Genomic DNA, 15,059 nt, shown 5'->3' with positions numbered 1-15,059 from the left:
CTCGGTTATTTACCGATACAGAAGCTGGAAAAAATCCGTCCCAGCAAATCATCGGAGCTGAATGCACCGGTGATCTCACCCAACAGTTGCTGTGCCTGACGTAAATCCTCAGCCAGCAGCTCCCCTGCGCCTGCCAAGGTCAACTGCGCCCGGCCGTGTTCCAACGCTGCTCTCGCATGGCGCAACGCCTCCAGATGCCTGCGGCGTGCGCTGAAGCTGCTTTCCGAGGTCTGCTCGTAGCCCATGCAGGCCTTGAGGTGCTCGCGTAGCAGCTCCAGGCCATCCCCTGCCGCTTTCGCGCTCAGGCTGATGGTGACATGGCCATCCGCGCTGGTTTCCATGGCAATGGCTTCACCGGTCAGGTCGGCCTTGTTACGGATCAAGGTGACTTTGGCCGGGTCTGGCCGTTGCTCAAGGAATTCCGGCCACAGTGCAAAAGGATCCACAGCCTCAGGCGCGGTGGCATCCACCACCAACAGCACCCGATCCGCTTCACTGATGGCTTTGAGCGCTCGCTCTACGCCAATCTTTTCCACTTGGTCATCGGTATCGCGCAAGCCAGCGGTGTCGACCACGTGCAGTGGCATGCCGTCGATGTGGATATGTTCACGCAAGATATCCCGCGTCGTGCCAGCAATCTCGGTGACGATCGCCGCTTCACGCCCAGCCAGCGCGTTGAGCAGGCTGGATTTGCCGGCATTGGGCCGACCGGCAATCACCACGGTCATGCCATCGCGCAACAAAGCGCCCTGCCCGGCTTCACGCAGTACTGTGGATAACTCGTCGCGGACTTTATCCAGCATCGCCAAGACAAGGCCATCGGCGAGAAAGTCGATTTCTTCCTCCGGGAAATCAATCGCCGCCTCCACGTAGATACGCAGGCTGATCAGCTGCTCGGTCAAGTTATGCACACGCGTGGAAAACGCGCCCTGCAGGGAGCGCAGTGCATTGCGTGCCGCCTGTGCAGAACTGGCTTCGATCAAGTCAGCGATGGCTTCGGCCTGAGCCAGGTCGAGTTTGTCGTTCAGGAAGGCGCGTTCACTGAACTCTCCTGGGCGAGCCAAGCGGCAGCCCAATTGCAGGCAGCGCTGCAACAACATATCCAGCACAACCGGGCCGCCATGCCCCTGCAATTCCAGGACATCTTCGCCGGTGAATGAGTTTGGCCCCGGGAAGTAAATCGCCAGCCCCTCATCCAACACACTTTTATCGGCATCGAGGAATGGCCCGTAATGGGCATATCGCGGCTTCAACTCGCGGCCGCTGATAGCCTCGGCCGCCTTACCGGCGAGCGGTCCGGAGATACGAACGATACCGACACCGCCGCGACCTTGAGCGGTAGCGACAGCAGCGATGGTTTCACGAGGAGCGCTCATCAGCAGGTTCCAGAACTAAAGTGACGGAAAGCAAAACGCCCCACTAGGGGGCGTCTTGAGTGGTTATCCACAGAGTAAATTACGCAGAGGCTTTTGCGGTAGCCGCTTCGATTTTACGTGTGATGTACCACTGTTGAGAGATCGACAACACGTTGTTGACCACCCAGTACAGCACCAGGCCCGCTGGGAACCACAGGAAGAAGAAGGTGAAGATGATTGGCATCATTTTCATCACCTTGGCCTGCATCGGATCCGGCGGAGTCGGGTTCAAACGCTGCTGGATGAACATGGTCGCGCCCATGATGATCGGCAGGATAAAGAACGGGTCTTTGATCGACAGGTCAGTTATCCACAGCATGAACGGTGCCTGGCGCATTTCCACGCTTTCCAGGAGTACCCAGTACAGCGACAGGAATACCGGCATCTGTACCAGAATCGGCAAGCAACCACCCAGCGGGTTGATCTTCTCTTTCTTGTACAGCTCCATCATGGCCTGCGACATTTTCTGCCGGTCATCGCCATGTTGTTCTTTCAGCGCTGCCAGTTTCGGGGCCACGGCGCGCATGCGTGCCATCGACTTGTAGCTGGCTGCCGACAGTGGGAAGAAGATCCCCTTGATCAGCATGGTCAGGAAGATGATCGAGAAGCCCCAGTTACCCACAATGCTGTGGATATGTTGCAGCAACCAGAAAATCGGCTGGGCGATGAACCACAGGAAGCCGTAATCCACAGTCAGTTCCAGACCTGGGGACAACTCTTTCAGCACAGCCTGGCTTTTTGGGCCGGCATACAGGGTGGCGCTGGTTTCAGCCTTGGCACCTGGTGCGACGGTCAACGCCGGGCCAGTGAAGCCAATGATGTAGTTACCTTGGCTGTCCTTGCGGGTTTGAACCAGGTTCGCGTCACCCTTGCTCGGGATCCAGGCGGTCACAAAGTAGTGTTGCAGCCACGCAACCCAGCCACCTTGGACGGTTTCTTTCAGCGAGCCCTTGTCGATATCTTTCATCGACACTTTTTTGTACGGTTCGCTACTTGTCCACAGGGCAGCGCCCAGGTAAGTCGCGGTGCCGGTGGCAGTGCTGGAAGAAGGATCGGAACTGGCGTCACGCTTGAGTTGGGCAAACAGGTTGCCGCTCCATGGTTTGTCGCTTTCGTTGTCGATCAGGTAAGTGACCTTCAAGTCGTACAGACCACGGGTAAAGCTGAAACGCTTGATGTAGTTGACGCCGTCGAGGCTGAATTTCAGGTCAACGTTCAACTGGTTCTGGCCATCAGCCAGTTGATAAGTCTTCTGTTCGGTCGAATAAACCGGACGACCGGTAGCACGCGCATCCGGACCGTTGGTGCCGGTCAGGCCACTTTGCGCCAGATAAGTACGTTCACCACCGTTATCGAACAGTTGGAACGGAACATCCGGATGGTCTTGGCGACGTGGATACAGCGGCAGTTTCAACTGCGCGATATCACCACCTTGTGGATCGATAGCCAGGTCGAGCACATCCGTTTTGACGTGGATGAGGTCTTTATTGGTGACCACTGGCGTTTCTAAAGGGGCGCTTGTCTCGCCATTCGCGCTGGGAACATCGGCACTCGCGGACGCATTGTTACCCAGCGGGGTGTCCGGAATAGCCGGCGCAGCCTGATTGGTAGCAACATTCTGAGTCGGCAGGGCAGCCTGGCCGTAGTCCTGGTTCCAGTTAAGAACCATGACGTAGGACACGATTGCCAGGGCGACGATCAGGATCGTGCGTTTAATATCCATGATTACTCGGCCATCGAAGAAGAACGGGAGGTAGGGATAGGCGGAACCGGGTCATAACCACCGGGATTCCACGGATGACAGCGACCTAAACGACGAAAGGTCAGCCAGCCACCGCGCAGAAGACCATGATTTTCTATGGCCTCTAACGCGTAGCAGGAACAACTGGGGTAGAAACGACAGTGGTTGGCCATCAGAGGACTAATGGCATAGCGATAAAACTGGATCGGAACGAGGGCCAGTTTACGCATCGGTACTGTCTACCCCTACAGTTTCGGTGTTGGCTACTGGAGCTGGTTTGTTGGTACGCGCCAGACGTTTCCAGAGCTTGCCGAAATGCTGAATCAATTCGGGGTTTTCTACATCACCCAAGCCTTTGCGCGCGACGATAACAATATCCCAACCAACCAGAGTGTCCTGGTGGAGGCGAAACGATTCGCGCATCAGACGCTTGAGGCGATTGCGCTCAACGGAGAGCTTTACGCTCTTCTTGCCGATCACCAACCCGAGACGGGGGTGATCAAGATCGTTGTTACGCGCAAGGAGCAGGAGATTTTTCCCCGGAACCTTGCCGGTGGGGGAGTCAAAGACTGCCTTGAAATGCCGGGGGGTTAGCAGACGCTTTTCCCGACTGAAGTCCTGACTCACCACCAGTACCGGATTATCAAACTGCCAGACGCGCACGACCTTTGGCGCGGCGACGCGACAGGACAGCACGGCCGTTCTTGGTGGCCATGCGAGCACGGAAGCCGTGGGTACGGGCGCGTTTGATGGTGCTTGGTTGGAAAGTACGTTTCATGGCGTTGTTACCTGGTTCGTCCACAACGGGCCGGAATGGCCCCCGTTTTAAGAGACCGGCGATTCTAGAGAAAGCAAGCCTCTAGGTCAATTTCCAACCAGCTTTTCCTTTAATTAGATATCTACCGCCCATCTGCCTTTTCTGTCCGCTCGGCTTTCCCTAGTCAGGGCATAGATATAAAAATAAAGAAGGAAGTTATTTAAAGCTTTTCTGTAAAGCTTATAAAAGCTAGGCAGCCATTCATCTGTGGATAACTACCTTAAGACCATATTCCACGTGCTGTACAGAGAATGACAACACGGGGGAGAAACGGTGCTCTGCCTGTGCTGCGCTGTCGGATAAGCTGTGGGTGGAATGGGTTGTTATCCACAGGCCAGTTACCCACAGACTTTCGACCCCACTTGTGCAACGAGCTCAGGGGCGTTTATCCACAGAGCTTATGCACAGACCATTGGTCGCCTTTTTTACCGTTAAGGCGTTGATTTTGGCTGGCCTGTGATCAACCTACATGTGGATAAGTGGGCGGCTCGCCGCTACAATGGCGGCTGTTTTTGCCTCACCGGCTTTCAACTTAGGGGATATCCGTGTCAGTGGAACTTTGGCAGCAGTGCGTGGAGCTTTTGCGCGAAGAGCTGCCTGCCCAGCAATTCAACACCTGGATCCGTCCGCTACAGGTCGAAGCCGAAGGCGACGAGTTGCGTGTCTACGCGCCCAATCGTTTTGTTCTCGACTGGGTCAACGAGAAGTACCTGAGCCGCGTTCTCGAATTGCTCGATGAACATGGCAACGGCCTCGCGCCTGTTCTCTCCTTATTAATAGGCAGCAAACGTAGCTCGGCGCCTCGCGCTGCGCCGAATGCGCCATTGGCCGCGGCTGCGTCGCAAGCCCAGGCGGCAGCAGCACCTGCTGTCAGCGCGCCGACGCCTGCACCTGCGCCCTCCAAATCCTCTGCGCAAAAAAATGCAGCAGAGAATGAAGAGCCGTCCCGCGACAGCTTTGACCCGATGGCAGGCGCTGCCTCCCAACAGGCCCCGATCCGCGCCGAACAGCGCACCGTGCAGGTCGAGGGCGCGCTCAAGCACACCAGCTACCTGAACCGCACCTTCACCTTCGAGAACTTCGTCGAAGGTAAATCCAACCAACTGGCTCGCGCAGCGGCCTGGCAGGTTGCTGACAACCCCAAGCACGGTTACAACCCGCTCTTCCTTTATGGCGGTGTTGGCTTGGGTAAGACCCACTTGATGCACGCTGTGGGTAACCACCTATTAAAGAAGAACCCGAATGCCAAGGTCGTGTACCTGCACTCGGAGCGCTTCGTGGCTGACATGGTCAAGGCCTTGCAGCTCAATGCCATCAACGAGTTCAAGCGGTTCTACCGCTCGGTTGATGCGTTGCTGATCGATGACATTCAATTCTTTGCCCGCAAAGAGCGTTCCCAGGAAGAGTTCTTCCACACCTTTAACGCCCTGCTCGAAGGTGGCCAACAAGTCATCTTGACCAGTGACCGTTACCCGAAAGAAATCGAAGGCCTGGAAGAACGTCTGAAATCTCGCTTCGGCTGGGGCCTGACCGTTGCGGTAGAGCCGCCGGAGCTGGAAACCCGCGTTGCGATCCTGATGAAAAAGGCCGACCAGGCCAAAGTCGACCTGCCCCACGATGCGGCGTTCTTCATCGCTCAACGCATCCGCTCCAACGTGCGAGAGTTGGAAGGCGCGCTCAAGCGGGTTATCGCGCACTCTCACTTTATGGGCCGCGACATCACCATCGAGCTGATTCGTGAATCCTTGAAGGACTTGTTGGCACTGCAGGACAAACTGGTGAGTGTGGATAACATCCAGCGCACCGTTGCCGAGTACTACAAGATCAAGATTTCCGACCTGCTGTCCAAGCGCCGGTCGCGCTCGGTGGCACGTCCCCGTCAGGTGGCCATGGCGCTCTCCAAGGAGCTGACCAACCACAGCCTGCCGGAAATCGGTGATGTGTTTGGCGGACGCGACCACACCACGGTCTTGCATGCGTGCCGCAAGATCAATGAACTTAAGGAATCCGACGCGGATATTCGCGAGGACTACAAGAACCTGCTGCGTACACTGACCACTTGATGACACCAGCGCAGCTTATTAAGGCAAGGGACTAGACCATGCATTTCACCATTCAACGCGAAGCCCTGTTGAAACCCCTGCAACTGGTCGCAGGCGTCGTCGAGCGCCGACAGACCTTGCCGGTGCTTTCCAACGTATTGCTGGTAGTCGAAGGCCAGCAATTGTCCTTGACCGGTACTGACCTGGAAGTCGAGCTGGTCGGTCGTGTGCAGCTGGAAGAGCCCGCCGAACCCGGCGAGATCACCGTCCCGGCGCGCAAGCTGATGGACATCTGCAAAAGCCTGCCGAACGACGCGCTGATCGACATCAAGGTTGATGACGCGAAGTTGGTGGTCAAGGCCGGTCGCAGCCGCTTTACCTTGTCCACTTTGCCGGCCAATGATTTCCCGACAGTGGAAGAAGGCCCTGGCTCGCTGACTTGCAGTCTGGAGCAGAGCAAACTGCGTCGTTTGATCGAGCGCACCAGCTTCGCCATGGCTCAGCAGGACGTGCGTTACTACCTCAACGGCATGCTGCTGGAGGTGTCGGAAGGCATCATCCGCGCCGTGGCTACCGACGGTCACCGTCTGGCCATGTGCTCGATGCGCGCCGATATCGGTCAGCCGGACCGTCACCAGGTGATCGTACCGCGCAAAGGTATCCTTGAATTGGCGCGTCTGCTCACCGAGCCGGAAGGCAACGTCAGCATCGTGTTGGGTCAACACCATATACGTGCGACCACCGGCGAGTTCACCTTCACCTCCAAGCTGGTTGACGGCAAGTTCCCGGATTACGAGCGCGTGCTGCCTAAAGGTGGCGACAAGCTGGTATTGGGTGATCGTCAGGCGTTGCGTGAAGCGTTCAGCCGTACCGCGATTCTGTCCAACGAGAAGTACCGTGGCATTCGTCTGCAACTGGCCAATGGTCAGCTGAAAATCCAGGCGAACAACCCGGAGCAGGAAGAAGCGGAAGAAGAAGTGGGCGTCGACTACAACGGTGGCTCTCTGGAAATCGGCTTCAACGTGAGCTACCTGTTGGATGTACTGGGTGTAATGACCACCGAACAGGTTCGCCTGATTCTGTCGGACTCCAACAGCAGCGCCCTGGTACAGGAATCCGATAACGACGACTCGGCGTATGTTGTCATGCCGATGCGCCTGTAATCATGCTCAGCAGAAGCTAGATGTCCCTCAGTCGCGTCTCGGTCACCGCGGTGCGCAATCTGCACCCGGTGACCTTCTCCCCCTCTCCCCGCATCAATATCCTCCACGGCGCCAACGGCAGTGGCAAAACCAGCGTGCTGGAAGCCATTCACCTGCTGGGGCTCGCTCGTTCCTTTCGCAGCGCTCGCTTGTTACCGGTGATTCAGTACGAGCAATTGGCGTGCACCGTGTTTGGCCAGGTCGAACTCGCTGAAGGTGGGCACAGCAGCCTGGGGATATCCCGTGATCGCGGCGGGGAGTTCCAGATTCGCATTGACGGGCAAAACGCGCGCAGTGCTGCGCAGTTGGCAGAGATCCTGCCGCTGCAATTGATCAACCCCGACAGTTTCCGTCTGTTGGAAGGTGCACCAAAAATCCGCAGGCAGTTCCTCGATTGGGGAGTGTTCCACGTGGAACCGCGTTTCATGGCCACATGGCAGCGCCTGCAGAAGGCCCTGCGGCAGCGGAACTCATGGCTGCGGCATGGTACACTTGACGCCGCTTCGCAAGCGGCCTGGGACCGGGAACTGTGCCTGGCCAGCGACGAAATTGATGAATACCGCCGTGCCTATATCAAAGCCTTGAAACCAGTCTTTGAGCAGACCTTGAGTGAGTTGTTGGATCTCGAGGGGCTGACGCTGAGTTATTACCGTGGTTGGGATAAAGAACGTGAGCTGAGTGCAGTGCTCGCGACATCCTTGCAGCGGGATCAGCAAATTGGCCATACCCAGGCCGGACCCCAACGGGCTGATTTGCGTCTTAGGTTAGGCGCTCATAATGCCGCGGACATCTTGTCCCGTGGTCAGCAGAAGTTGGTGGTGTGTGCGCTGCGTATCGCCCAGGGCCACCTGGTTAGCCAGGCCCGACGCGGACAATGTATTTATCTGGTGGATGACTTGCCGTCGGAACTCGACGAGCAACACCGCCGCGCGCTATGCCGCTTGTTGGAAGAATTACGCTGCCAGGTGTTTATCACCTGTGTAGACCACGAATTATTGAGGGAAGGCTGGCAGACGGAAACGCCAGTCGCTTTGTTCCACGTGGAACAAGGCCGTATCACCCAGACCCACGACCATCGGGAGTGAAGGCATGAGCGAAGAAAACACGTACGACTCGACCAGCATTAAAGTGCTGAAAGGTTTGGATGCCGTACGCAAACGTCCCGGTATGTACATTGGCGACACTGATGACGGTAGCGGTCTGCACCACATGGTGTTCGAGGTGGTCGACAACTCCATCGACGAAGCTCTGGCCGGTCACTGCGACGACATCAGCATCATCATCCACCCGGATGAGTCGATCACCGTGCGCGACAACGGTCGCGGCATTCCGGTAGACGTACACAAAGAAGAAGGCGTTTCGGCGGCAGAGGTCATCATGACCGTGCTCCACGCTGGCGGTAAGTTCGATGACAACTCCTACAAAGTCTCCGGTGGTTTGCACGGTGTAGGTGTGTCCGTGGTGAACGCACTTTCCGAAGAGCTGATCCTGACAGTTCGCCGCAGCGGCAAGATCTGGGAGCAGACCTACGTCCACGGTGTTCCACAAGAACCGATGAAAATCGTCGGTGACAGCGAAACCACCGGTACGCAGATCCACTTCAAGCCATCGGCTGAAACCTTCAAGAATATCCACTTCAGCTGGGACATCCTGGCCAAGCGGATTCGCGAACTGTCCTTCCTCAACTCCGGTGTCGGTATCGTCCTCAAGGACGAGCGCAGCGGCAAGGAAGAGCTGTTCAAGTACGAAGGCGGCCTGCGTGCGTTCGTTGAATACCTGAACACCAACAAGACTGCGGTCAACCAGGTGTTCCACTTCAACATCCAGCGTGAAGACGGCATCGGCGTGGAAATCGCCCTGCAGTGGAACGACAGCTTCAACGAGAATCTGTTGTGCTTCACCAACAACATTCCTCAGCGCGACGGCGGTACTCACTTGGTGGGTTTCCGTTCCGCACTGACGCGTAACCTGAATACCTACATCGAGGCCGAAGGCTTGGCCAAGAAGCACAAAGTTGCCACCACCGGTGACGATGCGCGTGAAGGCCTGACCGCAATTATCTCGGTAAAAGTACCGGATCCTAAGTTCAGCTCCCAGACCAAAGACAAGCTGGTGTCTTCCGAAGTGAAGACCGCCGTGGAACAGGAGATGGGCAAGTACTTCTCCGACTTCCTGCTGGAGAACCCGAACGAAGCCAAGCTGGTCGTCGGCAAGATGATCGACGCCGCCCGTGCCCGTGAAGCCGCGCGTAAAGCCCGTGAGATGACGCGCCGTAAAGGCGCGCTGGATATCGCCGGCTTGCCAGGCAAACTGGCTGACTGCCAGGAGAAGGACCCTGCCCTCTCCGAACTGTATCTGGTGGAAGGTGACTCTGCTGGCGGTTCCGCCAAGCAGGGTCGTAACCGTCGCACCCAGGCCATCCTGCCGTTGAAGGGTAAGATCCTCAACGTCGAGAAGGCCCGCTTCGACAAGATGATTTCCTCCCAGGAAGTCGGCACCTTGATCACGGCGTTGGGCTGCGGTATTGGCCGTGACGAGTACAACATCGACAAGCTGCGCTACCACAACATCATTATCATGACCGATGCTGACGTCGACGGTTCGCACATTCGTACCCTGCTGCTGACCTTCTTCTTCCGTCAGTTGCCGGAGCTGATCGAGCGTGGCTACATCTACATCGCTCAGCCGCCGTTGTACAAAGTGAAAAAGGGCAAGCAAGAGCAATACATCAAAGACGACGACGCCATGGAAGAGTACATGACGCAGTCGGCCCTTGAAGATGCCAGCTTGCACTTGAACGACGAAGCACCGGGCATTTCCGGTGAGTCGTTGGAGCGTCTGGTAAACGACTTCCGCATGGTGATGAAGACCCTCAAGCGTCTGTCGCGCCTGTACCCTCAGGAACTGACCGAGCACTTCATCTACCTGCCGGCCGTCAGCCTGGAACAGTTGGGTGATCATGCAGCGATGCAGGATTGGCTGGCTCAGTACGAAGTGCGCCTGCGCACCGTCGAGAAGTCTGGCTTGGTGTACAAAGCCAGCCTGCGTGAAGACCGTGAACGTAACGTGTGGCTGCCAGAGGTCGAACTGATCTCCCACGGCCTGTCGAACTACGTCACCTTCAACCGCGACTTCTTCGGCAGCAATGACTACAAGACCGTGGTTACCTTGGGCGCTCAATTGAGCACCCTGTTGGACGACGGCGCTTATATTCAGCGTGGCGAACGCAAGAAGCAGGTCAAGGAATTCAAGGAAGCCCTCGACTGGCTGATGGCGGAAAGCACCAAGCGCCACACCATCCAGCGATACAAAGGTCTGGGTGAAATGAACCCGGATCAGCTGTGGGAAACCACCATGGACCCAGCCCAGCGTCGTATGCTGCGCGTGACCATCGAAGACGCCATTGGCGCGGACCAGATCTTCAACACCCTGATGGGTGATGCGGTTGAGCCTCGTCGTGACTTCATCGAAAGCAATGCCCTGGCGGTTTCCAACCTGGACTTCTGATCCCGGTAAGCCTGCCAAACTAAAAAGGCCAACGCTTAGCGTTGGCCTTTTTTATTGGGTGAAAATCAGCGAATTTGAAAATGCTCCACGTGGAACATCAGCGTAATCAGCCTTGAGAAGCTGCCGCCACACTCTCCAATCGATACCCATACCCATAGATCGTCAGCAACTGCCAACCCCGATCCGCCGTCAGCCCCAGCTTGTTTCGTAGCCGGTAGATATGCGTATCCAGCGGCCGTGACGACACCATTTCTTCATGGGTCCAGAACCGCTCGTAGAGGTACTCGCGAGACAGTGGTCGGGCCAAGTTAGCGAACAGACAGCTGGCCAGACGATACTCCCGTTCCGTGAGGTTGATCGGTTTTCCCGCTCGGGTCACTGTCAATTCGGCGTCATCAAAGGTCAGGTCATTGAAGCTCTGCACTTCATGGGTGGCAGACTTCTGCAGGCCATGCCGACGCAGAACGGCAGTGACCCGTGCTTTCAATTCATTGGGGCGGAAAGGTTTGCTGACGTAATCGTCCGCGCCGCTGTTGAGCGCGGTGACGATGTCGCTCTCGGCATCACGGCTGGTGAGCATGATGACGGCAGGTGGCGACTCCATGTGTTCGCGGGTCCAGCGCAGCAACGCGATGCCGGTGATGTCCGGCAATTGCCAGTCGAGTATCAGCAGGTCGAAGGTTTCCCGGCGCAGTTGGCGTAACAGGTCTTCACCGCGTTCGAAGCAATGCAAGGACCAAGGCTGTTCGGCGGTGCTGGGGATTTGTCGCAGTGTCTGTTCCACCCGGCGCAGTTCGGCGGGTTCGTCATCCAGTATTGCGACACGCATGGGTGGGTCCTTTCATTTGAAGAGTGCGACAGCCGTCGGCCGGTTTTTGAATCTGAAGAATTGTGCGCAGATTCATCGACCCCTCGGATCTCTCTATACGCTGGGATCAATGAGCGGTTAACCCATTGAAAGTCCTCGATACCAATGTGGGAAAGATACCGGCTCCTGACCCTAAGGAAAAGGATCAGCCGACGCATGCGCTGCCGTAAACTCCTGTGCGCTGATGTCTGTTGCCCTCTGGAACCCTGACTTGTATGAGCGCCATGTTTCTTTCTCCTAATTGCCTGCGCTGCGCCCTTCCCTCTTTGTTGATCATGATGGTGGGCTCGGCGGGCGCTGCTACAAAGATTCGTACACCATACATCGACGATGACTTTTTATGCCGGGTCCAACCTCTGCCTGCCGTAGTCCAGCATCTCACCGGTGAAGCCTGGAAACTCGATACTCAGGGCAAGACGATTCCCTTGCTCGAAGGCATGTCTATTGATGAACAGGAAGGTGTGAAGACCTCGGCGTCGGCGTTCGTCAGCCTGTTGCTGGGTGATGGATCCCGCGTGGTATTGCCCTCTGATTCTCAGGTGCGGCTGCGCTTGGAGAAGAAGCTGTCGATTCCCCAAGTGGTACTCGAACAAGGCCAGGCCGAGGCGTATGTGATCAAGCGTGCCAGCGATCATGATCGCTTCCAGATCGTAACGCCGGTCGGTGTGCTGGGTGTGCGAGGCACGCACTTTCGGGTGCGCAATGAGGCTGAGCGATCGTTGTTGGAAGTATTGGATGGTCAGGTCGCCGCCAGCCGGGATCGGACAGGCGAGATCAAAGTGGCTGCACGCCAAGGCCTGCTCTTCAAGAAACAGGGCGACCTCAATCCCGTAGAACTGCTGGCCGCACCGAAGCTCATCGGGCAGGACGGCCAGAAAGGCGACGCACCGATCTGGAGCTTATACCTTCGGCCATTGCCCGGCGCCCAGCGCTACCGTGCCCAGGTCGCCACTGACAAAACCTTTATGAACATCAAGCAGGAAAACTTTTCCAGCACGCCGAAAATGAGCTTCACTGGGCTCAAAGCTTCGTTCTATCACGTGCGCTTGTCGGCTTACGACGAAAACGGCCTGGAGGGAGAAACCGGGGTCTATGACATTTTCTACTACCCGCCCACTGCTCAGGTACATTGACCAATGATGCTCTGGGGCAAGGCCGAAAAACGTCAACCCACCCATGCCCAGCGCCTGTTCCACGGCCTGGTGCGCGAGTGGTTGTGGATAGGTTTACTGTTGTTGCCCATCACCGCCTACCTGTCGCTGAGCCCGGGCCTGGCCTTGAACAATCCGTTATACGACAGCCTGCGTCGCCTCACACCCCTACCCGTCGATCCACGGATCCTGCTGGTGACGATCGATGATTCCAGCCTTAAGAAGCTCGGACGATGGCCTTGGCCACGCAGCCTGCACGCCGACCTGATCGACCGCCTGAGTGCCGCGCAACCGGCGGGCATTCTGTTCGATGTGATCTTCAGTGAGCGCGGCGACCCCGCCAATGACAAACGCCTGGCCGAGTCGGTCTGCAACGCCGGCAATGTCTTGCTACCCCTCCTCCGTGAAGGTGCTGCGAGCTACAGCCAACCGGACACGCAGATGATGCCCTTACTCAAATGCGCCAAAGGTCTGGGCCACATCAATGTTGAAGCAGACAGCGATGGCGTGGTCCGCAGCCTCTATCTGCGTGAAGGCCCGCCCGATGCCACGGCGTTGCAATTGGCGTGGCTGGCCTACGAGATGAGTGGCGAGTTGTCTGAAATGCCGGGCGAGCCTCTGCAATCGCTCACTCAGCACTGGCATCGGGAGCACGCTATTCGCATCCCGTTTATTGCCCCTCATACGCATTTTCCTAGCGTGTCCTACGCCAGCGTATTGCGCGGTGAAGTGGCTCCCGAGCAACTGCGTGGTCGCCTGATCCTGGTGGGGTCGACCGCCTCCGGGATGGGCGATCGTTTCGTCACGCCTCTGTCTTCGACGGTGGGCACCACGGCAGGCGTGGAGATCCAGGCCAACGTGCTCAATGGCTTGCTTCAAGGCCGCAGCATCGTTGATCTGCCAGGCTGGCTTGCGGCCTTGATGGCGACCTCATTGGTGGCATTGTTATTGGGCCTGCTGCTCTATCGCCCGCGCTACGCACTGTGGATGACCCTGGGCTGCATGGCTGTCGCGGTACTCGGTTCCCTGGCCCTGTTGCGCCTGGGCCACTGGTGGTCGCCTGCGGCCTGTCTGATTGGTTTGCTGCTCAGCTACCTGATCTGGAACTGGCGCCGCCTCAGTGTGATCCTCGCCTATTTCGGTTGGGAACTGGCACGCCTGGACAACGAACCCAAAGTCCTGCCCGAACGTCGTCGTGCACCCGCCAGCAAAGGCGATGTGTTGCAGGCGCGTATCTTTGCCCTGGAACAAGCCGTAAGCCGCACACGTGACACACGGCGCTTTATGGCCGATGGCCTGGAGTGCCTGCCGGTGGCAACCCTGATTACCGATCCCAAGGGCAATATCCTGCTGGCCAACCGCATCTCCCGGCAAGTGTTCGGCAATGATCTGGTCAACGAAAACCTGTTGGAGCAGCTGGCGGACTTGGGCTACCCACCGCTGCACAATGGCGTGCGCCCTGCCCTGTCGGCGCTGGAGCTTGTGGAGTTCCGGGACATCCACCAACGCAGCCTGCGCATGGAGCTCGCGCCCTTGCTGCCGGCTGAAGGCGACGTTGCCCTTGGTTGGCTGCTGAGCCTGACGGATTTGAGCAAGGAGCGCGAAGCCCAGCAACACCGCGAGACCATGTTGCGGTTCCTCTCTCACGACCTGCGCGCACCCCATTCAGCGATCCTTGCACTGCTGGATGTGCATAACGGCGAGTCCCCGGTGTTTGCCCAGATCGAACAACAAGTTCGCCGTGCCTTGGGCCTCACCGAGTCCTTCGTGCAACTGGCGAAAGCCGAGGCTGATGGTTACCAGTTCCAACCGACGCTGTTCGCCATGTTGGTCATGGATGCCTTTGACCAAGTGGCGCTGATCGCCCAGCTCAAGGGGATTCATCTGGTTCACGACTTGGACGAGGCCGATGAAGGCATGGTGTCAGCTGACCAATCACTGCTAACCCGCGCGTTGTTCAACGTGCTGGAGAACGCCATCAAGTATTCGCCTTCCGGAACGACCGTGAGGTTGAGGCACAGCAGCGCAGAAGGCTGGTTGGAATGCCGTATCAGCGACCAGGGTCCAGGGATTGCCGCACAGGACTTGCCGGAGCTGTTCAGCCAATACCGCCGCTTCGATTCGTCCCAAGGCAGCGAAGGCCTGGGGTTGGGATTGACGATGGTCAAGGCCGTGGTAGAACGTCATGGCGGGCGCATCAGTTGCGAAAGCGTGGTGGGCAAAGGCACCACATTCAGCCTTCAACTGCCGCTGCTGGACGACTGAAAAAACGTACTTTTCTGCTGTGCATAAAAAACCGGTCACAAGGACCGGTTT

General features: G+C 57.4%; 12 protein-coding genes. 6 read left to right on the top strand and 6 right to left on the bottom strand.

Annotated features, from left to right (window positions below; genetic code table 11):
* Positions 1–5 precede the first annotated feature (5 nt).
* The 5 genes from mnmE to rpmH all read right to left on the bottom strand — a co-directional run bounded on the left by mnmE (position 6) and on the right by rpmH (position 3,934).
* On the bottom strand, positions 6–1,376 hold the full coding sequence (gene mnmE / locus HX823_RS18115; RefSeq protein ID WP_177075829.1) for a tRNA uridine-5-carboxymethylaminomethyl(34) synthesis GTPase MnmE: 1,371 nt from the start codon (positions 1,374–1,376) through the stop codon (positions 6–8).
* A gap of 79 nt (positions 1,377–1,455) precedes the next feature.
* Positions 1,456–3,138, bottom strand: a complete 1,683-nt coding sequence (gene yidC, locus HX823_RS18110) for a membrane protein insertase YidC (protein WP_038845378.1) — start codon at positions 3,136–3,138, stop codon at positions 1,456–1,458.
* Between the two features lie 2 nt (positions 3,139–3,140).
* Positions 3,141–3,386: a membrane protein insertion efficiency factor YidD gene (yidD, locus tag HX823_RS18105; RefSeq protein ID WP_003213574.1), complete on the bottom strand. Its 246-nt coding sequence runs from the start codon at positions 3,384–3,386 to the stop codon at positions 3,141–3,143.
* Positions 3,379–3,783: a ribonuclease P protein component gene (rnpA, locus tag HX823_RS18100; protein WP_016978720.1), complete on the bottom strand. Its 405-nt coding sequence runs from the start codon at positions 3,781–3,783 to the stop codon at positions 3,379–3,381. Before rnpA ends, yidD begins: the two co-directional genes overlap by 8 nt.
* 16 nt (positions 3,784–3,799) lie before the next feature.
* On the bottom strand, positions 3,800–3,934 hold the full coding sequence (rpmH, locus tag HX823_RS18095) for a 50S ribosomal protein L34 (RefSeq protein ID WP_003213577.1): 135 nt from the start codon (positions 3,932–3,934) through the stop codon (positions 3,800–3,802).
* Positions 3,935–4,518: 584 nt separating this feature from the next.
* Here rpmH and dnaA point away from each other — a divergent pair.
* The 4 genes from dnaA to gyrB are packed head-to-tail and all read left to right on the top strand — an operon-like array spanning position 4,519 to position 10,724.
* Positions 4,519–6,036 (top strand): chromosomal replication initiator protein DnaA, encoded by a 1,518-nt coding sequence (gene dnaA, locus HX823_RS18090; protein ID WP_038845370.1) that lies wholly within the window; start codon positions 4,519–4,521, stop codon positions 6,034–6,036.
* A 38-nt stretch (positions 6,037–6,074) separates the two neighbouring features.
* Positions 6,075–7,178: a DNA polymerase III subunit beta gene (gene dnaN, locus HX823_RS18085; RefSeq protein ID WP_016970682.1), complete on the top strand. Its 1,104-nt coding sequence runs from the start codon at positions 6,075–6,077 to the stop codon at positions 7,176–7,178.
* A 20-nt stretch (positions 7,179–7,198) separates the two neighbouring features.
* On the top strand, positions 7,199–8,302 hold the full coding sequence (gene recF, locus HX823_RS18080; protein WP_012721452.1) for a DNA replication/repair protein RecF: 1,104 nt from the start codon (positions 7,199–7,201) through the stop codon (positions 8,300–8,302).
* Positions 8,303–8,306: 4 nt separating this feature from the next.
* A complete protein-coding gene (gene gyrB, locus HX823_RS18075; RefSeq protein WP_017528682.1) occupies positions 8,307–10,724 on the top strand; it encodes a DNA topoisomerase (ATP-hydrolyzing) subunit B in 2,418 nt (805 codons plus the stop codon).
* 106 nt (positions 10,725–10,830) lie between these two features.
* Here gyrB and HX823_RS18070 read toward each other — a convergent pair whose 3' ends face one another.
* Complete coding sequence (locus HX823_RS18070; RefSeq protein ID WP_038847382.1) at positions 10,831–11,553, bottom strand: response regulator transcription factor; 723 nt, start codon at positions 11,551–11,553, stop codon at positions 10,831–10,833.
* 254 nt (positions 11,554–11,807) lie between these two features.
* Here HX823_RS18070 and HX823_RS18065 point away from each other — a divergent pair, with 254 nt between their 5' ends.
* Both HX823_RS18065 and HX823_RS18060 read left to right on the top strand, forming a co-directional pair.
* Positions 11,808–12,725 carry a FecR domain-containing protein gene (locus HX823_RS18065; protein ID WP_177075827.1) on the top strand — a complete coding sequence of 306 codons (918 nt, stop codon included), beginning with the start codon at positions 11,808–11,810 and terminating at the stop codon, positions 12,723–12,725.
* A gap of 3 nt (positions 12,726–12,728) precedes the next feature.
* Positions 12,729–15,008 (top strand): CHASE2 domain-containing protein, encoded by a 2,280-nt coding sequence (locus tag HX823_RS18060; protein WP_177075825.1) that lies wholly within the window; start codon positions 12,729–12,731, stop codon positions 15,006–15,008.
* Positions 15,009–15,059 lie beyond the last annotated feature (51 nt).

This window comes from Pseudomonas sp. P7759 (genome assembly GCF_013386445.1).
Classification (GTDB): Bacteria; Pseudomonadota; Gammaproteobacteria; order Pseudomonadales; family Pseudomonadaceae; genus Aquipseudomonas; species Aquipseudomonas azotoformans_A.
The sequence above is the reverse complement of the archived record's forward strand: the minus strand, read 5'-3'. Positions and strand labels throughout refer to the sequence as shown.

Coding starts and splice junctions, on each gene's coding strand:
- gyrB (WP_017528682.1), top strand. CDS start 8,307: ATGAGCGAAGAAAACACGTACGACTCGACCAGCATTAAAGTGCTGAAA.
- rpmH (WP_003213577.1), bottom strand. CDS start 3,934: ATGAAACGTACTTTCCAACCAAGCACCATCAAACGCGCCCGTACCCAC.
- mnmE (WP_177075829.1), bottom strand. CDS start 1,376: ATGAGCGCTCCTCGTGAAACCATCGCTGCTGTCGCTACCGCTCAAGGT.
- HX823_RS18065 (WP_177075827.1), top strand. CDS start 11,808: ATGAGCGCCATGTTTCTTTCTCCTAATTGCCTGCGCTGCGCCCTTCCC.
- recF (WP_012721452.1), top strand. CDS start 7,199: ATGTCCCTCAGTCGCGTCTCGGTCACCGCGGTGCGCAATCTGCACCCG.
- yidC (WP_038845378.1), bottom strand. CDS start 3,138: ATGGATATTAAACGCACGATCCTGATCGTCGCCCTGGCAATCGTGTCC.
- dnaN (WP_016970682.1), top strand. CDS start 6,075: ATGCATTTCACCATTCAACGCGAAGCCCTGTTGAAACCCCTGCAACTG.
- yidD (WP_003213574.1), bottom strand. CDS start 3,386: ATGCGTAAACTGGCCCTCGTTCCGATCCAGTTTTATCGCTATGCCATT.
- HX823_RS18070 (WP_038847382.1), bottom strand. CDS start 11,553: ATGCGTGTCGCAATACTGGATGACGAACCCGCCGAACTGCGCCGGGTG.
- HX823_RS18060 (WP_177075825.1), top strand. CDS start 12,729: ATGATGCTCTGGGGCAAGGCCGAAAAACGTCAACCCACCCATGCCCAG.